At 66.2% G+C, this 20,236-nt stretch carries 18 protein-coding genes; 7 read left to right on the top strand and 11 right to left on the bottom strand.

Going from position 1 to position 20,236, the window contains the following annotated elements:
* Positions 1 to 20 precede the first annotated feature (20 nt).
* Positions 21 to 1,001, top strand: a complete 981-nt coding sequence (locus MKK62_RS20790) for a quinone oxidoreductase family protein (RefSeq protein WP_240258065.1) — start codon at positions 21 to 23, stop codon at positions 999 to 1,001.
* On the opposite strand, the gene MKK62_RS20785 is transcribed toward MKK62_RS20790, so the two are convergent.
* The 9 genes from MKK62_RS20785 to MKK62_RS20745 all read right to left on the bottom strand — a co-directional run bounded on the left by MKK62_RS20785 (position 1,002) and on the right by MKK62_RS20745 (position 9,990).
* Complete coding sequence (locus tag MKK62_RS20785; protein ID WP_240258066.1) at positions 1,002 to 1,292, bottom strand: WXG100 family type VII secretion target; 291 nt, start codon at positions 1,290 to 1,292, stop codon at positions 1,002 to 1,004.
* Positions 1,293 to 1,304: 12 nt separating this feature from the next.
* Entirely contained in the window at positions 1,305 to 1,598 is a 294-nt protein-coding gene (locus MKK62_RS20780) for a WXG100 family type VII secretion target (RefSeq protein WP_240258067.1), read from the bottom strand.
* Between the two features lie 48 nt (positions 1,599 to 1,646).
* On the bottom strand, positions 1,647 to 3,290 hold the full coding sequence (locus MKK62_RS20775; RefSeq protein ID WP_240258068.1) for a PPE family protein: 1,644 nt from the start codon (positions 3,288 to 3,290) through the stop codon (positions 1,647 to 1,649).
* A 2-nt stretch (positions 3,291 to 3,292) separates the two neighbouring features.
* Positions 3,293 to 3,601 (bottom strand): PE family protein, encoded by a 309-nt coding sequence (locus tag MKK62_RS20770; protein ID WP_240258069.1) that lies wholly within the window; start codon positions 3,599 to 3,601, stop codon positions 3,293 to 3,295.
* Between the two features lie 104 nt (positions 3,602 to 3,705).
* On the bottom strand, positions 3,706 to 4,665 hold the full coding sequence (locus tag MKK62_RS20765) for a hypothetical protein (RefSeq protein WP_240258070.1): 960 nt from the start codon (positions 4,663 to 4,665) through the stop codon (positions 3,706 to 3,708).
* Positions 4,665 to 5,870 carry a JmjC domain-containing protein gene (locus MKK62_RS20760; protein ID WP_240258071.1) on the bottom strand — a complete coding sequence of 402 codons (1,206 nt, stop codon included), beginning with the start codon at positions 5,868 to 5,870 and terminating at the stop codon, positions 4,665 to 4,667. Before MKK62_RS20760 ends, MKK62_RS20765 begins: the two co-directional genes overlap by 1 nt.
* Positions 5,870 to 7,354 carry a PPE family protein gene (locus tag MKK62_RS20755; RefSeq protein WP_240258072.1) on the bottom strand — a complete coding sequence of 495 codons (1,485 nt, stop codon included), beginning with the start codon at positions 7,352 to 7,354 and terminating at the stop codon, positions 5,870 to 5,872. The genes MKK62_RS20760 and MKK62_RS20755 overlap by 1 nt, the downstream gene beginning before the upstream one ends.
* Positions 7,355 to 7,469: 115 nt before the next feature.
* The gene (locus MKK62_RS20750) at positions 7,470 to 8,969 is read right to left on the bottom strand and encodes a PPE family protein (protein WP_240258073.1); all 1,500 of its coding nucleotides are present in this window, start codon (positions 8,967 to 8,969) and stop codon (positions 7,470 to 7,472) included.
* Between the two features lie 100 nt (positions 8,970 to 9,069).
* Positions 9,070 to 9,990, bottom strand: a complete 921-nt coding sequence (locus tag MKK62_RS20745; RefSeq protein ID WP_240258074.1) for a heme o synthase — start codon at positions 9,988 to 9,990, stop codon at positions 9,070 to 9,072.
* A 257-nt stretch (positions 9,991 to 10,247) separates the two neighbouring features.
* Between MKK62_RS20745 and tkt the strand changes: the two genes are divergently transcribed.
* The 5 genes from tkt (at position 10,248) to pgl (ending at position 16,781) form a co-directional block, all read left to right on the top strand.
* Entirely contained in the window at positions 10,248 to 12,350 is a 2,103-nt protein-coding gene (gene tkt / locus MKK62_RS20740) for a transketolase (RefSeq protein WP_240258075.1), read from the top strand.
* Between the two features lie 14 nt (positions 12,351 to 12,364).
* Positions 12,365 to 13,483, top strand: coding sequence for a transaldolase (gene tal, locus MKK62_RS20735; RefSeq protein ID WP_240258076.1), 1,119 nt, complete (start codon positions 12,365 to 12,367; stop codon positions 13,481 to 13,483).
* On the top strand, positions 13,480 to 15,018 hold the full coding sequence (zwf, locus tag MKK62_RS20730) for a glucose-6-phosphate dehydrogenase (protein WP_240258077.1): 1,539 nt from the start codon (positions 13,480 to 13,482) through the stop codon (positions 15,016 to 15,018). The genes tal and zwf overlap by 4 nt, the downstream gene beginning before the upstream one ends.
* 49 nt (positions 15,019 to 15,067) lie before the next feature.
* Positions 15,068 to 15,979, top strand: coding sequence for a glucose-6-phosphate dehydrogenase assembly protein OpcA (gene opcA / locus MKK62_RS20725; RefSeq protein ID WP_240258078.1), 912 nt, complete (start codon positions 15,068 to 15,070; stop codon positions 15,977 to 15,979).
* A 61-nt stretch (positions 15,980 to 16,040) separates the two neighbouring features.
* Positions 16,041 to 16,781, top strand: a complete 741-nt coding sequence (pgl, locus tag MKK62_RS20720) for a 6-phosphogluconolactonase (protein WP_240258079.1) — start codon at positions 16,041 to 16,043, stop codon at positions 16,779 to 16,781.
* On the opposite strand, the gene MKK62_RS20715 is transcribed toward pgl, so the two are convergent.
* A complete protein-coding gene (locus tag MKK62_RS20715) occupies positions 16,778 to 16,909 on the bottom strand; it encodes a hypothetical protein (RefSeq protein WP_260060443.1) in 132 nt (43 codons plus the stop codon). The two genes, pgl and MKK62_RS20715, sit on opposite strands and share 4 nt — an antisense overlap.
* A 56-nt stretch (positions 16,910 to 16,965) precedes the next feature.
* Between MKK62_RS20715 and MKK62_RS20710 the strand changes: the two genes are divergently transcribed.
* The gene (locus tag MKK62_RS20710) at positions 16,966 to 17,355 is read left to right on the top strand and encodes an ATPase (RefSeq protein ID WP_240258080.1); all 390 of its coding nucleotides are present in this window, start codon (positions 16,966 to 16,968) and stop codon (positions 17,353 to 17,355) included.
* 49 nt (positions 17,356 to 17,404) lie between these two features.
* On the opposite strand, the gene ppc is transcribed toward MKK62_RS20710, so the two are convergent.
* Entirely contained in the window at positions 17,405 to 20,197 is a 2,793-nt protein-coding gene (gene ppc, locus MKK62_RS20705; protein WP_240258081.1) for a phosphoenolpyruvate carboxylase, read from the bottom strand.
* Positions 20,198 to 20,236 lie beyond the last annotated feature (39 nt).

Raw genomic sequence — 20,236 nt, 5'->3', positions numbered from 1 at the left:
GCCTGCGGATGATAGTGGGCATGCACGCAATCGAAGTTGGCGAAACCGGCGGTCCCGAAGTCCTGCGCTATGTCGAGCGGCCGCAGCCGTCCCCGGGACCGGGTGAGGTTCTGATTCAGGCCGAGGCGATCGGCGTCAACTACATCGACACCTATTTCCGGTCAGGCGCTTATCCGCGCCAGGTGCCATTCGTGCTGGGCAACGAAGTGGCCGGGACGGTGGCCGCCGTCGGCGACGGCGTGACCGAACACAGCGTCGGCGACCGGGTCGTCACCGCCGTCGCCTCGTCCGGCTCCTACGCCGAATTCAGTACCGCCCCGGCGAAATTCGCGGCTCCCGTGCCAACCGGTATCGGCTTGGACGTCGCCGCCGCGGCCTTGCTGAAGGGCCTGACCGCGCACTACTTGATCACCTCGGTGTACGCCGTCCAGGCCGGTGACACCGTGCTGGTGCACGCGGGTGCCGGCGGAGTCGGCCTGATCCTGACGCAATGGCTGACGCATCGAGGCGCTCGCGTGATCACGACCGTGTCGACACCGGAAAAGGCCGAGCGGTCGCGGCGGGCTGGGGCCAGCGAGGTGCTGGACTATCCGGGCGACGACGCGGAGGCATTCGGCGCGCAGATCCGCGAACTGACCGCGGGCGACGGAGTGGCAGCGGTGTACGACGGCGTCGGGGCGAGCACGTTCGATGCCAGCCTGGCCAGCCTCGCGGTGCGGGGAACGCTGGCGTTGTTCGGCGCGTCCAGCGGGCCGGTGCCCCCCGTCGACCCGCAACGGCTCAACGCGGCCGGTTCGGTTTTCCTAACCCGGCCGGGGCTCGTGCACTTCACCCGGACCGGCGAAGAATTCGCTTGGCGCGCAGGCGAATTGTTCGACGCGATCGCCGATGGTTCGCTGAGCGTGGAAGTGAGCCACCGCTACCCGCTGGCCGATGCCGCACAGGCGCATCGTGACTTGCAGGGCCGTCAGACCATCGGATCGATCGTGCTTACGCCTTGACTAGCCGCCCCACTTGGCGCCTTCGGCCGAGTCACGGGCCAGCATCGAGGTCGTGTTGCTCTCGTGCGTGCTGGCCATCGCCCGGTACGACAACACCAATTGCTCCAGCGCCTGATTCCACTGCGCCTGCCACGCCTGGTAGCTCAACCCGGTGTCACCCTGCCACGCCGACTGCAACGCAGCCTGCTCAGCAGAGATGTCGGCACCCAAGCTCTGGATAGTGCCCGCATAGCCCGCCATATCCGCCGAATGCGCCAGCATCGCCGGGTAGTTGTACATGATCTGTGACATCACAAGTCCTTTCTAAAAACCCGGGTAGCTGCTCGCCGCAGCGCTGTCGGCGGCCACATACGTACCCGCAGCGTCACCCAGATTCGCCTGAGCGATGTCTAACAGCGAATTCACCTTCGCCGCCGCCGCCACGAACCGGGCATGCGCGGCCTGAAACGCCGCAGCACCGTCACCGGCATGAAACGCCTGCGCCGACAACGCTTCCTGCTCGGCCTGACCGATCGTCGAGCGCATCAAACCCGCCTTCGCGCCGAACGCCGACTGCGACGCCACCAACTGCGGAATGTGGGCATCCAACATACTCATTCGCGAAAATCCTTTCCTGACCCGATTAACGTTGCTAGACAGAAACTTTCAGTCGGCCGGCGACTCTTCCGCAGGCCAGGTGTTCGGCAGCATCGGCATCGTCGGCCCGTTTCCGAAACCGTCGTCGCTCAGCGTAGCCAATCCTGACGCCTGTTCACCGGCCTTCGACACGGTCCCCGAGAATCCCAGCGGACCCGCGCCGCGATCCGACGACTCCGTCACAGGATTCCATTCGGGATCGACATCGACGTTCATGTCAGCGAAGTCGTCGTAACGATCGCGCGTCGTGGTTCGGCGACGCCGCCGGGTCGGACGCTTCGCCGCGGCAGCGGCGGCCGCCGCGGCCATCTCCGGCGCCTTCGAGGAGCCTCGGGACGTCGGCTCCTGGCTCTTGGCCTGGGCGCTGAGCGCTGACCCGATGGTTGGTCCCCCGACGATGTAAGGCGGTGTGAAGCCGGGTCCGGCACCTGGTGCGGAAGGGGCGGTCGGCGTCGAGGTCGCGGCTGGGGCGCTCGCGGCGGTCGCCGATGTGGGTGAAGGCGCCGGCGCGCTGGGCGCAACCGACGAGGCGAGCACTGCCGGGGCTGGCGCCGCCACCGACAACAGCGGCGTCATTGCCACGGAATCGATTGGAGCCAAAGGAATTACCGGTTGTGCCAATGCCGCGAGGCCGGCTAGTCCCGCGCCGCTGGCCGCGAGGGGACTCAGTGCGGGGGCAAAGGCGACGAACAGCGCCGGGTTCTGCGACAGGAAGCTTGCGACCTCCAGGATGTGGGTGGGAAAGTCGAACAGTTGCCAGCTGATGAACCATTGGATGGCTTCGATCGGATTCTGTTGCAGCAGTTGGCCGAAGTACTGGAAGTCTTCGGTGAGCTCGAGTGCGCGAGCGACCCAGAACGAGACCTGGCCCGGATTGGTGTAAGCGTCGTAGGTTGCCCCGTTGAGAGTGCCCGCCGCGGGATCCCAGTTGTAGCCGAAGTTCTGCAGCCACTGTGCAAGCGCGTCGTCAAAAGGTGTGTCGACCGTGGGGTCGTGGGCGAGCTGGCTGTTGCCGATACCAAGTTTCTCCAGATCGTCCACGAGCCACTGCGGGAGTCCCAGCGGGTTGTCCCCACCGTCATCGTCGGAGCTGTCCGCCGGTTGCGCGGCATCGGATTTGAGAATCGGAGGCGCGGTGTCGGTGGTCGGGGTCGCCGCGACAGCGGTGTCGGCGACGGCCTGGTACGTGCTCATCGTGGTGGCGGCCTGGACCCACATCCGGGCGTAGTCGGCTTCGTTGACTGCGATCGGAATCGTGTTGATGCCAAAGAAGTTGGTGGCTTGCAGCACGCCGTGCACGATGTGGTTGGTGGCCAGCTCCGGCATCGTCGGCATGGCCGCCAGCGCAGCGGTGTAGGCAGCGGCTGCGGTCTCGTGTTGGGTAGCCGCCACGGAGCTCTCGGCGCTCGCCTTCGTCAGCCATGCCAGGTAGGGGACGTAGGCCGAGACGAACGACTCGGCGCTCGGACCCTGCCAGGCGCCCGCTTGCACCTCGGCCAACACCGTGCTGAGTTCCTCGGCGATAGAGGTGTATTCGGCGCTCAGCGAATTCCAGGCCCCCGCGGCCGCGAGTAGCGAGCTGGGCCCGGGGCCGCTGCTCAACAACGTGGAGTGCACCTCTGGTGGCGCAGCCATGTAGACGGGCGCCGTCATTGTCAGCCCCAGACGCCCGAGTACGACGCCGCTGCCGCTGCGTCGCCTGCGGCGTATCCGGCGCCCGAGTCCGCGACACCGACGCCCGAACGACCGAGCTCCTCGCCACCTTGGGCCACCGCGAGTGCATGCTGGCCGCCGCGAACGCTGAACCCGGCGGCGGTGTGCACCGAGACCGGATCGGCCGCCGCCGGCAGCACCGCGGTGATGACCGGCGCCGCCGCGGCCTGAGCGGACGCTAGTCGGGCCGTCAGGGCTTCAATGCGCGCGCTGGCGGCCTGCAGGCCCTCTGGAACGACGCGCAATGTCACGGTAGCCCTCCGATCACCATTATGAACATGATTTTCATTAGCATTTTTAGCACAGGGTGGGGCGATTGGAAACCCGAGCAGACGACGGCGAGCCCTCTAGTGGGCTACGGGCGCGAGCCCAATACGCGATAGCCGGCTTCGGCAAAGCGCACGACGGCTTCCCTCACCTCTTCAGTCACCAGCGCCGCTTGTTGCTGGCCGTGTGAAAAAATTTGTGGGTCAGCATCTTTCGATGAGTACCGCGACCGTTGCGTCATGCGCTCAATTGCCGCCTCGTCGATGTCGATGCCGAAATGCGGCGCGACGCGCTGCCACACTGCGGCAGGCAACTCAGCGTGGTCGACGCAGATCCGACCGGCGGGGCCGGCACTGGCGGACCACAGCATTGCGCCCAAGGCCCGGGCGACAAACTCGGCTCGGCTCATGGCTGGCACGTCGGCCGGGTCGATGCCAAAGCGCAGCGCCGTCTCCGCCGGCGGCGTGTGCTCTCCGAGCCACCTCGGCGGACCGGCCAGCAGTGACGCGACCACCTGAGCCGGGTCACGCTGAACCCACACCCACGGGGTGCCGGGAAAGGCCGCGGTGAGTATCTCCTGGCGGCGGATGTTCCAGCTAGTGCACTTGAGCACCAGGTGCTCCTCGTCACCGTGGCGGCGGCGGCCCAAGGCTCGCAGCAGAAGCCGCACCACCCGAACCAGGGTCGCACCGTCCACTCGTGCGGGATCCAGCCCTAGAAGCGCGTTCAGAGGCGAGGGTTCGGCGACCACCACCACTCCCTGCACCGTCGACAGCAGCTGAGACACCAAGGTCGATCCGCATCGCGAAAAGTGAAAGATCAGCCCGGCCGGGTCAAGTGAGGGCTCGTTGTCCAGGGCAGCCAAGACGTCGAGCCCGGTACGGACCAGCGGCTGGGCGCGGGGACCCCTGGACCAGCGGCCGACGGTCTGGTCGAAGAACGGCTCGCTGAACCGCTCGGCCGAGAGATCGGCCCAGTCGACCGTCGGAGACGGAGTGGACAAGTTGAATCTGACCGGCGTCCAGCGGGCGAGGTCGGAGACGTCCATCACTCGCTGGTCAGCCGGATGAGGAAACCCTGCAAGATCAGGGTGCGGACCAGCTCGATTCGCTCCGCCTCACCGAGCCCCGGGACGCCCGAAACCCGCAGCGGCTCAGTACTTTCAGCGAGAAATTGCAGGGCTTCCCGGTAATCGGGGCCCGCGTTGACGACCGATTGCGCAAAGTGCAGAGCCACGCCACTCGCATTGTCGGTCACCCGGCAATACAGTGGCTGGCACTTCAGCACTTCGGTCCGGTCGTCGACGTCGACGGCGTCGGCAATCCCCGCACCCAAGGGTTGGCATTGGCCGCGCTTGACTAGGTCGGCCTGCAGCGAATCAAGTGCTCCGGCAAGGGTTTCGGGATCGCTGAACCGCTCGGCGATGTGTTGTGCGAACGCGTCCAGATGCGTCCGAACTTCCGGATCGGACAGGAAACGAGGCGGCAGCTGAGCATGAATACGATCGTCAGTGTTGTTGAGTGCATTGAGCATTCGGGTTGCCAGCAGCAGAAGCGACGGCGCGTGCAAGCCGACCGTCAAGTGCGCCGACAGCTCCGAGGTCGATTCGGCCGCGTGGACTCGGCCGCGCGGCACATACAACACATCGCCGGTCTTCAGGCACACGTCGGTCGGCGCGGGCAGCTCCCCCGGTGCCACAGGCCCCTGGCTCGATATTCGGTGCGGCGCCACGTCGATGCCTTCGTACAGATGCCAGATCTTCGATCCCTGAATCTGCACGACCAGCGCGTCGTGGTCGTCGCAATGCGCGACGAAGCCCCGTGACTGCGGGGGTGTGAAGTAGGCGTTGACCTGAGTCGCGAAATCGAGCTCGACATCGATGGCATGTGCCAGCCTCGCAATGGGGCGCACATATCGCTGGACGCTTTCCAGCACGATGGTGTACCCGTCGGCGAAGTCCTGGCCGATGGCCGCGACGTCGAAAGCCCCGTCGGCGCGACGGTACACATACTGTTCTTTGCGCTCGGCCCCTCGGACCAGGCTGACCAGCGACAGGTGCGGCCGGAACACCGCGAGCAGAGCATCGACGGAGTCGGCCCCTTCGAGTAGCCCGGTGAAATAGTTCGGGCTGTCGCGGCTCACGTGATAATGCGACCTGCCCCAGATCTCGTCGAGGAAGGTGTCGACGGGCAGCGGGTCGAGCAGCCAGGCCAGCGACGCCTGGGTGTGGATGCCCGATGGGCGCTGCCGCATCAGTCTTGCGCTCCGCCTGCTTCCGCTTTCCAGGTGCCCGGCACCATTGGCAGCACCGCGCCGCCACCGAAATGGTCTTCGTCGAGCGTAGCCAAACCCGCTGCGGCCGTGGCGTGTTTGGGTACGGTGCCGGCAAACCCCAACGGTCCGGCACCGCGGTCGGACGCCGCCGTCGACCCGGCCCAATTCGGATCGACGTTGATGTTCATGTCCATGAACTCGTGAGCGTACCCGCGTACTCCCGCACGCCGGCGTCGTCGTGACCGGAGTTGCCCACCTTCGGCAGCGCTGGCGGCGGCGCCCGCGGCGAAGGGTTGCGCGGCTTTCTTTGCCTCGCCAGCGCGGGCACTGCCGGTCATCCCCGAACCCGATCCGATCCCGGGCGGACCCACCAGATACGGCGGTACGAACCCTGGCCCGGTTGCGGGCGGAACCGGCGTCGACGGCACCGTCGTGGCGACGGTGCTGGCCGGGAGGGCCGGCGACGAGACGGGCGCCGGCGTCGGCGCACCCGCCACACCGATCGCGACCGGGCTGCCGCTCAGAGCCGGCACCGGCGACGAGAGCGGAACCGGCGCTGCGATGTCGGCCGGCAGCTGCGCTGCATCGACCTGAATCCCGGCCAGTCCGGCCACACCGGCGACGCCGCCGGTGAGCACCACCGGCGCAAGGATCGGCAGCGCGTATAGCTCGGGGAATGCGCTGAGAAACTCTCCGAGGTGGCCGACCTCGTCGGCCACCAGTCCCCCGATGTCGGCCGACAGTTGGGTCAGGCCCTGGGCCGGGTTCTGCGCGAGCAAGGTGATGTCTCGCTGCAGGGTGTCGGTGATCTCGGTGATCCGGTTGACGTACCAGCTCAACTGGTATGGGTCACCGGAGTCGTCGTCGATGATGTCCTGCGTCGAGCCGTCGCTGCCACTGTCGGCGGGCTGCTGCGCACTGGCCGAGGTCACGATCGGCGGTGCCGCATCGGTCTGCGGTGCCGCGGCAAGCGCCGTGGCCGAAACCGCCTGATAAGTCGTCATCGTGGTCGCGGCCTGAGCCCACATGCGCGCATAGTCGGCCTCGTTCAGCGTGATCGGGATCGTGTTGACGCCGAAGAAATTCGTTGCGACGAGCACACCGTGCACCACATGGTTGGTGGCCAATTCCGGCAGTGTCGGCATGGCCGCCAGCGCCGCGGTATAGGCCGCTGCCGCCGTTTCGTGCTGTGTGGCTTCGGCCGCGCTCTTGGCGCTGGCGCGCATCAACCACGCCAGGTAGGGAATGTGGGCGGCCACGTAGCGCTCCGCGCTTGGGCCCTGCCAGGCGGAGGCCTCTACCGAGGCAAGCACGTCGCTGAGTTCGGCGGCGACGGCGGCGTACTCGGTGCTCAACGCCGTCCATGCGCTGGCCGCGGCCAACAGCGAACCGGGACCGGGGCCGCTACTCAGCAACGCCGAGTGCACCTCGGGCGGAGCGGCCATCCATACGGGGGCGGTCATGACCTCACATCCACCACCGAGCCGGCACACATGTCTGAGTCACGAACAGAGTGAATACGACGACGTGTCGTAGCTCAAGACTCGGTAGGGGTAGGGGGTATGCGCGAGAAGAACCTCAACTGGGCTCCGATCCGGCCCAGGTGTTCGGCAGCATCGGCAGAGTCGGCCCGTCGCCGAACCCCTCGTCGGACAGCGTGGCTAGCCCCGCCGCCGGCTCACCGCGTTTACGCACCGTTCCGGCGAAGCCGAGCGGTCCCGCCCCTCGATCCGAGGCCTCGGGCGAGACGATCCAGTCCGGCTCGACTCCGATATTCATGAATTCATGGGCGTGCGAGCGCAATCGGCCACGCTGACGCCTGCGTGCCCGGCTTCGGTCCGTGACGCCGGCGGCCACCGCCTCGGCCGGCGCTGGAGCCTTCGACGCGCCCCGCGACGTCGGCTCGTGCGTCTTGGCCCGCGCGCTGACCGCCGATGTCAGGGCAGCGCCGCCCACCGCGTACGGCGGCGCGAAGCCTGGACCCCCGCCGGCCGGCGGACCCCCGCTCGCGGTCATCGTGGTCGGCGCCGGAGAACTCGCCACGGATGGTGCATGGCCGCCGCTGGTTCCCAGGCCGCCGATGGTGGAGACCGACGGCGCCGTGTTCACCGGTGCGGGCATGGCCGGGGTAACGGGCGAGGTGACGACGGGCGGGAGGGCCGCGCCGGAGATACCGGCAAGCCCGGCAAGCCCGGCGAGGCCGCCGAACCCCGCAAGCGCGGTCACGGGAACCGCGACCGCCAGTAACAGCGGCGCCGCTTGCACCAAGGGATAGAAGAGGACTGCGGAGTGGAACACTCCCCAGCCGAGTGCTCCGGCGAGCGCCGGGGTCATGCCCGGAATCTGCTGCAACGCCGAACTGAGGCCGGTCGCGAAGGACACCGCGTCGATGGGCCAGCCGTTCGGATAGAGCAACTTGCCCAGCGGCCAGGTCACCTGCTGGGTGAAGTCGCTGATGATCTGCGCCAATTGGTCCTGCCACGAGGTGTCGGCGACGGCAGCGGCGGCTTGCGTTGTAGCGGAGGTGGTTTCGCCGCCGGCGGCGACGATTCGAGGTGCGGGCACAGCCGGTGGTACCGATGCCAGGGCCGCTCCGGCGGCGGCCTGGTATGTGCTCATCGTGGTGGCCGCCTGGACCCACATGCGGACGTAGTCGGCCTCGTTGAGCGCGATCGGGATGGTGTTGATGCCGAAGAAATTCGTTGCGGTCAACACCCCGTGCACCACGTGGTTGGTCGCCAATTCCGGCAGTGTCGGCATGGTGGCCAGCGCCCCGGTGTACGCCGCGGCCGCGGTTTCGTGGTGGGTGGCAGCGGCGGCGCTGTCCGCGCTGGCCTGGGTGAGCCACGCCAGGTAGGGCGCGTGGGCGGCGACGTACTGCTCGGCGCTGGGCCCCTGCCAGGCGCCGGCCTGCACCCCGGCCAGCATCGCGGTCAGTTCGTCGGCGACGTCGGCGTATTCGGCACTCAGCGCCGACCAGGCGCCGGCCGCGCTGAGCAGCGAACCGGGGCCGGGGCCGCTGCTGAGCAACGTCGAATGCACTTCCGGGGGTAGCGCCATCCAGATCGGCGCGGTCATGGCCTCATCACAATGGGTCACTAAAAACTACGCCGCGTCGTAGTCGCAAGACCCCGTCGGGGTATGGGGTATTCGCAGGTCCGCGACCTGCCGCTCTGGATTAGACCCGCAGGAGCGTCGGCAGCGCGAGCGCCGAATCGAGCGCCAGGGCGCAGAACACCACGGCGAGATAGTTGTTGGATTGCAGGAACAACCGCAACGGCTTGACCGGCTCACCACGCCGCACGCCGGCGTACAGCTGATGTGCCATTGCCAAGAACCACACGCCCGCCACGACGGCGACGGCGGTGTAGAGCCACCCGGCGGCCAGTGCGAGGGCCAGCGTCGCCGCGACCGTCAACCAGGTGTAGATCAGGATCTGCTTGGTGACCTGACGTTCCGTCGCGACCGCCGGCAGCATCGGGACTCCAGCGGCCTGGTAATCCTCCTTGTAGCGCATCGCGAGTGCCCAGGTGTGCGGCGGCGTCCAGAAGAAGATGATCGCGAACATGACCAGCGCCGGCCAGCCGATCGTGCCGGTAACCGCCGACCAGGCGATCATCACCGGCATGCAGCCGGCCGCGCCGCCCCACACCACGTTCTGCGACGTGCGGCGTTTGAGCAGCAGCGTGTAGATGAAGACGTAAAACGCGATCGTGCCCACCGCCAACAGGCCTGAGAGCAGGTTCGTAGTCCACCACAGCCACGCGAACGATGCGACGCTGAGCGCCAGCCCGTAGATCAGGGCATTGCGGGTGGGCACCGTCGCGCGCGCCAACGGTCGCCGCGCGGTCCGCTTCATCTTCTTGTCGATGTCGGCGTCAGCCACGCAGTTCAGCGTGTTGGCCCCGGCGGCCGCCAGCATGCCGCCGACCAGCGTGTTGAAAATCAGCAGTGGATTCACGCTGCCTCGGTGGGCCAACAACATCGCCGGAATCGCGGTGACCAGCAACAGCTCGATGACCCGCGGCTTGGTGAGCGCCAAATAGGCCAGCAATGTGCCGCTGACTCGGCTCGGCGCAACGCGCTCGCGAATGCTCACGCAATGACTCCTCGGATCACAGCAGCGCGCAGCTTCTACTACGCACGATGGTAGACGGCACAACTTGCCCAGCATGCACCGCAGGGTCCATTGACAGCCAATCGGCAAGCTGCGACGCCCAACGAGGGAGTTGACGGGGCCTGAACAGTCGACAGGTGAAACATCCTTCTACGCGCCGGCAACATTCCGGCATTAGGGTGGACGTGGACCTTTTCCACAGAAAATTCTGCCGACGCCGAACCCGAGGACTTCAGTACGTGACCACACTCGAAGACATCTCGACCCTGACCCAACCGCACCACCCGGATGACTGGACCGAGGTCGATTCGGCCGCGGTCGACACCATCCGGGTGCTGGCCGCCGATGCGGTGCAGAAAGTGGGCAACGGACATCCCGGAACGGCGATGAGCCTCGCCCCCCTGGCGTACACGTTGTTCCAGCGGGCGATGGTGCATGACCCCAGTGACCCGCATTGGCTGGGCCGCGACCGCTTCATCTTGTCGTGCGGCCACAGCAGCCTGACGCTGTACCTGCAGCTGTACCTGGGCGGTTTCGGCCTCGAGCTGTCTGACATCGAGTCGCTGCGCACCTGGGGATCCAAGACGCCCGGGCACCCTGAGTTCCGGCACACCAAGGGCGTGGAGATCACGACGGGCCCACTCGGTCAGGGCTTGGCGTCGGCGGTCGGCTTCGCGATGGCCGCCCGCTACGAACGCGGCCTGTTCGACCCCGACGCGGCGCCGGGAACCAGCCCGTTCGACCACTACATCTACGTGATCGCCTCGGACGGCGACATCGAAGAGGGCGTGACTTCTGAGGCGTCGTCGCTGGCGGGTGTACAGCAGCTGGGCAATCTGATCGTGTTCTACGACCACAACGAGATCTCGATCGAGGACGACACCAACATCGCACTGAGCGAAGACACCGCCGCGCGCTATGAGGCCTACGGCTGGCATGTTCAGCGCGTCGAGGGCGGTGAGAACGTCGTCGGGATCGAAGAGGCCATCGCCAACGCGAAGGCCGTCACCGACAAGCCGTCGTTCATCTCGCTGCGGACGATCATCGGTTATCCAGCACCGAAGCTGATGAACACCGGCAAGGCCCACGGCTCGGCGCTCGGTGACGAAGAAGTCGCGGCGGTCAAGAAGGAACTTGGCTTCGACCCCGAGAAGAAGTTCGAGGTCAGCGACGAGGTGATCAACCACACTCGGGGGCTCGTGCAGCGCGGCAAAGAGGCCCACGAGAAGTGGAACACCGACTTCGAGGCGTGGGCTGAGCGCAACCCCGAGCGCAAGAAGCTGCTGGACCGCCTGACCGCCGAGGAGCTGCCGGACGGCTGGGACGCCGACATTCCGCACTGGGAGCCCGGTGACAAGCCACTGGCCACGCGCGCCGCGTCGGGCAAGGTGCTCAACGCGGTCGGCCCGCATCTACCCGAGCTGTGGGGCGGTTCGGCCGACTTGGCCGGCAGCAACAACACCACCATGGACAACGTGAAATCGTTTGGGCCGCCATCGATTTCGACCAAGGACTACACGGCCGACTGGTACGGCCGCACCCTGCACTTCGGAATCCGCGAACACGCGATGGGCTCGATCCTGTCCGGCATCGTGCTGCACGGTCCGACCCGCGCCTACGGCGGTACGTTCCTGCAGTTCTCCGACTACATGCGACCGGCGGTGCGACTGGCCGCGCTGATGGACATCGACACCATTTACGTCTGGACCCACGACTCGATCGGGCTCGGCGAGGACGGCCCGACACACCAGCCGATCGAGCACCTCGCCGCACTACGGGCCATCCCCAAGCTGTCGGTGGTCCGGCCCGCCGACGCCAACGAGACCGCCTACGCGTGGCGCAGCGTCTTGGCTCGCGGCAACGGCAGCGGTCCGGTCGGCCTGATCCTGACCCGCCAGGGTGTCCCGATTCTCGAGGGGACCAACTTCGAGGGCGTGGAGAAGGGTGGATACATCCTTAATACAGGGGCTGGCGGTAGCGAAGATCAAGAGCCGGACGTGGTACTGATCGCCACCGGCTCCGAGGTTCAGCTGGCTGTCGAAGCGCAGAAACTGTTGGCGGACAAGGACATCGTGGCTCGGGTGGTGTCGATGCCATGCGTCGAGTGGTTCGAGTCTCAGTCCGAGGAGTACCGCGACAGCGTGCTGCCGCCGTCAGTGTCGGCCCGCGTCGCGGTCGAGGCCGGCATTGCGCAGAGCTGGCACAAACTGGTCGGCGATACCGGTGAGATCGTTTCGATCGAGCACTACGGGGAATCCGCCGACGAGAAGACTTTGTTCCGCGAGTTCGGGTTCACCCCGGAAGCCGTCGTCGACGCCGCCGAACGAACAATCGACAACTAACCGAAGGAAACTCGATGACTCAGAATCCCAATCTCGCCGCGTTGAGCGCCGCGGGTGTCTCGGTCTGGCTGGACGACCTGTCCCGCCAGCGCCTGCAGTCCGGCAACCTGCAAGAGCTGATCGACACCAAGAGCGTCGTCGGGGTCACCACGAATCCGTCGATCTTCCAGAAGGCGCTCGCCGAAAGCGACGCCTACGACGGCCAGATCGCCGAGTTGGCCGAGCGCGGCGCCGATGTCGACGCCACGATCCGGACGGTCACCACCGACGACGTCCGCAACGCGTGCGATGTGCTCACCCCGCAATGGGAGAACTCCGACGGCGTCGACGGACGCGTCTCGATCGAGGTCGACCCGCGGCTGGCACACGACGCCGAGAAGACGGCCAAGCAGGCAATCGAGCTGTGGAAGATCGTCGACCGGCCAAACCTGTTCATCAAGATCCCCGCGACTGAGGCCGGCCTTCCCGCGATCACTTCCACCCTCGCCGAGGGCATTTCGGTCAACGTCACCCTGATCTTCTCGGTCGAGCGTCACCGCGCGGTGATGGACGCCTACCTGGCCGGTCTTGAACAGGCCAAGGCGGCCGGTCACGACCTGTCCAAGATCCATTCGGTGGCATCGTTTTTCGTCTCACGCGTCGACACCGAGATCGACAAGCGTCTGGAGAAGATCAACACTCCGGAAGCCCTCGAGCTGCGCGGCAAGGCCGCTGTGGCCAACGCCCGGCTAGCCTATGCCGCGTACCAGGAATACTTCGTCGGCGGGGAACGATTCGCCGCACTCGAAGCCGACGGGGCTCGGGTGCAGCGCCCGCTGTGGGCCTCGACCGGCGTGAAGAATCCCGACTACTCGGACACTCTCTATGTCACCGAGCTGGTCGCCCCCAACACGGTGAACACCATGCCGGAGAAGACAATTGACGCCGTGGCCGACCATGGAGTGGTGTCGGGTGACACTGTGACCGGGACGGCCGCGTCCGCTCAGGAGGTCTTCGACAAACTCGACGCGGTCGGCATCGACGTGACCGACGTCTTCCTCGTTCTGGAGAACGAAGGGGTGCAGAAGTTCGAGGAGTCGTGGAGTGAGCTGCTGGAGGAGACGCAAAAGCAGCTTGACTCCTCCGACAAATGAGCCGCGCCGACGGGCAGTGGCACAACCCCTTGCGGGACAAACGCGATAAACGTTTGCCCCAGATTGCGCCTCCGTGCGCGGTCGTGATCTTCGGCGTGACCGGCGACCTGGCTCGCAAGAAGGTCGTGCCCGCCATCTACGACCTGGCCAACCGGGGTCTACTGCCGCCGGCGTTTTCCCTCGTCGGATTCGGCCGACGCGATTGGGACGACGAGGCGTTCGCCAACGAGGTTTGCCAGCTCGTCAAAGACCACTCCCGGACACCGTTCCGGCAGGTGATCTGGGATCGCTTGGCCGAGGGGTTGCGCTTCGTTCAGGGCGCGTTCGACGACGACGCGGCCTTCGCCCAACTGGCCGAGACGTTGGAGAAGCTGGATGCCGAGCGCGGCACCGGCGGCAATCACGGTTTCTACCTAGCCATCCCACCGAAGAGCTTTCCCGCGGTGCTGGAACAACTTCAGAAGGCCGATCTGGCAACCGCGCAGGACGGCAGCTGGCGACGGGTGGTGATCGAGAAGCCGTTCGGTCACGACCTCGACAGCGCCCGCGAACTCAACAAGGTGGTCAATAGCGTCTTTCCCGAAGAGTCGGTGTTCCGTATCGATCACTACCTCGGTAAGGAGACCGTGCAGAACATCCTGGCCATGCGATTCGCCAACCAGTTGTTCGACCCGATCTGGAACGCGCACTACGTCGACCACGTTCAGATCACCATGGCGGAGGACATCGGCCTTGGCGGACGCGGCGGTTATTACGACGGCATCGGCGCGGCCCGCGATGTCATTCAGAACCACCTGATGCAGTTGCTGGCACTCACGGCGATGGAAGAGCCGGTCAGTTTCCATCCGTCGGAGTTGCAAAGCGAAAAGATCAAAGTGCTCTCGGCGGTACAGCTGGCGGAACCGTTGGACCAGAACACGTCTCGTGGCCAGTACACCGCGGGATGGCAGGGCGGCGAGCACGTCGCCGGACTCCTCGACGAGGAGGGATTTTCGAAAGAGTCCACCACCGAGACCTTCGCCGCGATCACTCTCGAGATCAACACCCGCCGCTGGGCGGGCGTGCCGTTTTATCTGCGGACGGGAAAACGCCTCGGGCGCAGAGTGACCGAGATTGCTCTCGTCTTCAAGAGGGCGCCGCACCTGCCGTTCGACGCGACGATGACCGACGAGCTCAGCGCCAACGCAATCGTGATCCGAGTCCAACCCGACGAAGGCGTCACGCTGCGCTTCGGCTCCAAGGTTCCAGGCAGCGCCATGGAGGTCCGCGACGTCAACATGGACTTCTCCTATGGGGCCGCGTTCACCGAGGAATCTCCGGAGGCCTACGAGCGGTTGATCCTCGACGTGCTACTGGGCGAGCCGTCGCTGTTCCCGGTCAACGAGGAAGTCGAATTGGCGTGGAAGGTCCTCGATCCCGCCCTAGAGCATTGGGCTGAACACGGCAAGCCCGATCCGTACGAGGCGGGTACGTGGGGTCCGGCGTCGGCGTTCGAGATGCTGCGCCGGTCCGGACGTGAATGGCGGCGCCCGTGATCCGCGCCGTCGACGATGCAGTACGCAGTTCTGAGGAGGAGCGGCGCCCGTGATCCTTGACCTTCCTCAAACCAGCACCAATCAGGTCAGCAAGAAGCTGGACGCTCTGCGCGAAGAGTCCGGAGCCGTCAACCTCGGAAGGGTGCTGACGCTTGTCATCGCGACAGACAACGAGAAGCTGCTCGAAGAGTCGATCGAAGCCGCCAACGCGGCCAGTCACGAGCACCCGAGCAGGGTGATCGCCGTGACCAACGGCGACACCGATGCCACCGAGGCACGACTGGATGCGCAGCTGCGGGTCGGCGGTGACAGCGGGGCCGGCGAGGTGGTGGTGCTGCGACTGTCCGGGCCGCTCGCTGGGCACCACGGCAGCGTCGTCATCCCGTTCCTGTTGCCCGACATCCCCGTTGTGGCCTGGTGGCCGTGCGAGGCTCCCGAGGTGCCAGCCCAGGATCCATTGGGCCAGTTGGCGGTTCGGCGAATAACGGACGCGACCAACGGAGCCAACCCGCTGGCGGCGATCAAGAGCCGGTTACCGGGCTACACCCCGGGCGACACCGACCTGGCGTGGAGCCGGATCACCTACTGGCGGGCTCTGCTGGCCTCGGCGCTCGACCAGCCGCCCTACGAGCCGATCACCTCGGCGTTGGTCTCCGGGTTGAAAGACGAACCGGCTCTCGACATACTGGCCGGCTGGCTGGCCAGCCGCATCGACGGGCCGGTGCGCCGCGTGGTCGGCGAGCTGAAGGTCGAACTGGAGCGTTCCAGTGAGACGGTGGTGCTCAGCCGGCCACAGCAGGGGGTCACCGCGACGTTGAGTCGCACCGGCAAGCCGGACGCGCTTGTACCGCTGCAGCGTCGCGATGTTCCCGAGTGCCTCGCAGAGGATCTTCGGCGACTGGATGCCGACACGATTTACTACGCGGCGCTCGAGGGTATCGACCGGGTGGAGTACGCATGAGTCGCGCCGGCGGGCCAGAGCCGCACCGCACGAGCGGTGCTACTGAGGAGGAGCGGCGCAGATGACTCCAGAAGTTCAGACGTTCGACGATAGCGACGCCTTGGTTGCCGCAGCGGGCGAACGATTGATCAGCGCGATCGCGGCAGCGATCGATGCACGCGGCAAGGCGCAAATCGTGCTGACCGGCGGCGGGAACGGCAATGGCCTGATGCGCTTCCTTGCCACGCAGAGCGATCGGATCGACTGGGCCAACGTCCACTTGTTCTGGGGCGACGAACGCTACGTCACCGAGGACGACGACGAACGCAACGACAAGCAGGCCCGCGAGGCGCTGCTCGATCACGTCGACATTCCGGCCCGCAATGTGCACACGATGCCGGCCGCCGACGGCGAGTTCGGCACCGACCTGGCCGCCGCTGCGCTGGCCTATGAGCAGATCCTGGCCGCGAACGCCGACCCCGGAGAACCGGCTCCGGATTTCGATGTTCACCTGCTGGGTGTGGGCCCTGAGGGACACATCAACTCGTTGTTTCCGGACACCCCCGCCGTCCGTGAGAAGACCCGTCTCGTGGTGGACGTCGAGGATTCGCCGAAACCGCCGCCGCTGCGAATCACATTGACGCTGCCCGCCATTCAGCGATCACGCGAGGTCTGGCTGCTGGTGTCGGGAGCCGGAAAGGCCGAAGCGGTCGCCGCCGCAGTGGGTGGCGCCGACCCGGTGTCGATCCCGGCGGCCGGTGCGATCGGTCGCGAGCACACCATCTGGTTCCTGGACAAGGACGCCGCCAGCCAGCTGTCTTAGCCGGCGCGCCGCTCGGCCATGCCGTCCGCGTAGCCGCGCTCGTACTCCTGGCGGCGCTCGGCGGTGTTGGCTGGTATCGCGCGGCCGATCACCGCGGCGCGGTGCTGTTCACAATCTCGGGAGTGCATATCCGATCAGACGGATATGCGGTACCGCGGGTTCCCTCGCCCGCCATAATGACGGCATGGCAGATAGAAGCGCCGGTGATCGCCCGGCGCGGCAGCGGATCAAGACCCTCACCCAGGCGGCGATGAACGCCGACGTCACCGTCAACCAGCTGGAGGACGTCTTGGGCGGCTTGGGCAACACCCTCGGCGATTTGAACACCTCACTGACCAACCTGAACAACGCCGTAGACCGGTTGGACGAAGGGCTCGACCACTTCGAGGCCACCCTCGGCCGGATTGACGATCTGATGAAGCGGCTGGTGACTCTGGTGGCGCCGGTCGAGGCGATCGTCGAGCGCATCGACTACATGGTCGGCGTCGGCGAGACCGTGATGTCGCCGCTGTCGGTCACCGAGCACGCGGTGCGCAACGCCTTCAATGCCTTACGGAGCCGCGGTAGCCGCTAGACCATGCCCGAGTCGCAGTGCAATGCGCCGAATGTAATTCACTGTTGATCTATCCGCTGTTGCGCAGCGCGCTGGCCAGCCCGTTCATGGTCAGCAGGATTCCGCGCTGAACCAATTCGTCGTCGTCGCCGGAGCGGTAGCGGCGCAACAACTCGACCTGCAGATGATTCAGCGGCTCCAGGTACGGGAAGCGATTGAACACCGAACGAGCCAGAGACGGGTTGTCGGCCAGCAAGTTGTCTTGTCCGGTGATCAGCTGATGAGCCTTGATACTTCGCTGGTGCTCAGCGGCGATCTTGTCGAACACCTTGCGCCGCAACGACTCGTCCTCGACGAGCTCGGCGTAACGCGCCGCCAGACCGAGGTCGGATTTGGCGAGCACCTGTGCCATGTTCGACAGCACGGTCTGGAAGAACGGCCACCGCTCGTAGAGTTCGCGCAGCGTTTCCAGGCGGCCCTCGCCGCCGGCGATCCACTCTTCGATCGCCGTGCCGGTCCCATACCAGCCGGGCAGCATGACCCGGGATTGGCTCCAGGCCATCACCCACGGAATCGCGCGCAGGTCGGAGATCGACGACGTTTGCTTACGGGACGTCGGCCGGCTGCCGACGTTGAGCGCACCGATTTCGCTGACCGGCGTGGATTGCAGGAAGTACTCCACGAATCCGTCTGTCTCGTGCACCAATTCGGAATAGGCGCGCTGTGCGCGGTCGGCCAGCTCGTCGAGGATCTCGTAGGCCGGCCCGGCAGCGTCACCGAGCCCTTCGACGTCGAGCAGGGTCGATTCCAGGGTCGCCGCCAGCAGTGTCTCCAAATTGCGCTGCGCCATCTGCGGTTCGGCGTACTTCGCCGCGATCACCTCGCCCTGCTCGGTCAGCCGCAGCGAGCCGTTTACCGCGCCCGGCGGTTGAGCCAAGATGGCCTGATAGCTCGGTCCACCACCACGACCGACCGTGCCGCCACGACCGTGGAAGAGTCGCAACCGAATACCGGTCTTGCGGGCTGACTCGACCAGGTCGAGTTCGGCTCGGTACAGCGCCCAGTTGGCGGTCAGGTAGCCGCCGTCTTTGTTGGAGTCGGAATAGCCGAGCATTACTTCTTGGCTGTCGTTTCGCGCCCGGACGATGCTCTGGTAGACCGGAAGGTCAAGCGCCGCTTCGAGAATCGATGCGCCTCGGCGCAGGTCGTCGATCGTCTCGAACAGCGGGACGATGCCGACGGGCGCGTACGGCGTTTCGGCCGCAGCGTCGAGCAGCCCGCATTCCTTCAGCAGCAGCCCGGCCTCGAGGAAATCGGAGACGGAGCGGCACATCGAGATGATGTAGTTGGGCACCGCTTCCGAGCCGTAGATTTCCACCGCCCGCGCGGCGGCGGATACGATGGCGAGCTCCTTGCGAGCCAGTTCCGACAGCTGTTCGCGGTCGCCGATCAGCGGACGTCGAGTGCCCAGCTCCGCAGCAAGAATGTTCACCCGCTCGTCTTCGCTCAACGAGGCGTAATCCGGATGCACACCGGCCCACGCCAACAGCTCGGCGACGACTTCCTCGTGAACGTCGGAGTTCTGCCGCATGTCGAGCCCGGACAAATGAAAACCGAAGACGTGCAGAGCTTCTCGTAACCGTGCCAGCCGGTCGTCGGCGAGCAGCCTACTTCCGTTGGCGCGCAGCGAGGCATCGACCACGTCGAGGTCGGCCTGCATCTCCTCTGGTGTGGCATACGGCGGTAAGCCGAGATCGAGCAGATTGTCCGGCTCCCAGTCGAGGATGTGCGCCGCGGTGGCGGTGAGCCGACCGTGGATGACACGTAGCGCGCGGCGGTAGGGTTCGTCGCCGCGGGCCGGCTCGTCACACGCTTCGGCAAGCGCGGTCAGTTCGTCGGTGACGGCGACGAGGCGCGCCGACATCGACAGCTCCTGCTCCAACGCGCTCAGCTCGGCAAAGTAGTAATTCAGCGCCGTATAGGCGGCGCTACCGGTGGCCAGCCGCACGACATCCGCGGTGACGTTGGGATTGCCGTCACGGTCGCCGCCGATCCAGGAACCCGGCCGCAGGATAGGTTCGGAAAGCAGGTCGGCGTCGGGCCAGCGGCTGCGCAGCGCCTCGCGCACGCCGGCGTTGACCTTCGGCACGACGTCGAAAAACGCAGCCGAGTAATACCGCAACCCGACCGCGATCTCGTCGGAAATCTGTAGCCGCGAAAGCCGCACCAACGCGGTCTGCCACAGCGTCAGCACTTGCCGTCGCAGCTCGGTCTCGACGTCGTTGCCGTCGTCGGTCTCGGTCTTGCCGTGAGCGTGCAACCGCATCAGCTGGGTGATCCGGTGCTGGGTGTCGAACACCGTGCGTCGACGGGTCTCGGTCGGATGGGCGGTGATGACCGGTGAAACCAGCGCGCCGGTCAGGGCGTCGGCGACTGTCTCGGTGTCCAGGTGTGCCGCGTCGAGCTTCAGGTACGTCGCGGCCAGGCTGCTGTCCTGCGGCGGTTCACCGTCGGCGACGTGGATGGCGCGGCGTCGCTCCCGGTGGATGTCCTCGGCGACGTTGGCCAACAACGCGAAGTGGCTGAACGCCCGGATGACGGGAATGGCCCGGCGAATGTCGATCCCGTCGAACATCCGGGCAACCTCGGCCCGTTCGATCTCCGAGCGACGCACCTGGAACGACGCCAGTCGCGCCCGCTCGACCAGATCGAATATCTCGTCGCCGTTCTGTTCGCGGACGGTGTCGCCGAGGATCGTCCCGAGTAGACGAATGTCTTCGCGCATCGGCTCGGTCAATTCGCGACCTAGGCGGGTGCGTTGCACCGCGCCGAAGGGCTCGAGCGAGTCGGGTGCTTCAGCCATGCCTACCAGTATCGGGGTGGTTGGCCGACTTCGCCTTTC

This window comes from Mycobacterium paraterrae, assembly GCF_022430545.2.
In the GTDB taxonomy this organism is placed as follows: domain Bacteria; phylum Actinomycetota; class Actinomycetes; order Mycobacteriales; family Mycobacteriaceae; genus Mycobacterium; species Mycobacterium paraterrae.
The sequence above is the reverse complement of the archived record's forward strand: the minus strand, read 5'-3'. Positions and strand labels throughout refer to the sequence as shown.

Excerpts from the sequence above, each read along its gene's own strand:
- MKK62_RS20790 (WP_240258065.1), top strand. The coding sequence starts at position 21 with ATGCACGCAATCGAAGTTGGCGAAACCGGCGGTCCCGAAGTCCTGCGC.
- MKK62_RS20785 (WP_240258066.1), bottom strand. The coding sequence starts at position 1,292 with ATGTCACAGATCATGTACAACTACCCGGCGATGCTGGCGCATTCGGCG.
- MKK62_RS20780 (WP_240258067.1), bottom strand. The coding sequence starts at position 1,598 with ATGAGTATGTTGGATGCCCACATTCCGCAGTTGGTGGCGTCGCAGTCG.
- MKK62_RS20775 (WP_240258068.1), bottom strand. The coding sequence starts at position 3,290 with ATGACGGCGCCCGTCTACATGGCTGCGCCACCAGAGGTGCACTCCACG.
- MKK62_RS20765 (WP_240258070.1), bottom strand. The coding sequence starts at position 4,665 with ATGGACGTCTCCGACCTCGCCCGCTGGACGCCGGTCAGATTCAACTTG.
- MKK62_RS20760 (WP_240258071.1), bottom strand. The coding sequence starts at position 5,870 with ATGCGGCAGCGCCCATCGGGCATCCACACCCAGGCGTCGCTGGCCTGG.
- MKK62_RS20755 (WP_240258072.1), bottom strand. The coding sequence starts at position 7,354 with ATGACCGCCCCCGTATGGATGGCCGCTCCGCCCGAGGTGCACTCGGCG.
- MKK62_RS20750 (WP_240258073.1), bottom strand. The coding sequence starts at position 8,969 with ATGACCGCGCCGATCTGGATGGCGCTACCCCCGGAAGTGCATTCGACG.
- tal (WP_240258076.1), top strand. The coding sequence starts at position 12,365 with ATGACTCAGAATCCCAATCTCGCCGCGTTGAGCGCCGCGGGTGTCTCG.
- zwf (WP_240258077.1), top strand. The coding sequence starts at position 13,480 with ATGAGCCGCGCCGACGGGCAGTGGCACAACCCCTTGCGGGACAAACGC.
- pgl (WP_240258079.1), top strand. The coding sequence starts at position 16,041 with ATGACTCCAGAAGTTCAGACGTTCGACGATAGCGACGCCTTGGTTGCC.
- MKK62_RS20715 (WP_260060443.1), bottom strand. The coding sequence starts at position 16,909 with ATGCACTCCCGAGATTGTGAACAGCACCGCGCCGCGGTGATCGGCCGC.
- MKK62_RS20710 (WP_240258080.1), top strand. The coding sequence starts at position 16,966 with ATGGCAGATAGAAGCGCCGGTGATCGCCCGGCGCGGCAGCGGATCAAG.
- ppc (WP_240258081.1), bottom strand. The coding sequence starts at position 20,197 with ATGGCTGAAGCACCCGACTCGCTCGAGCCCTTCGGCGCGGTGCAACGC.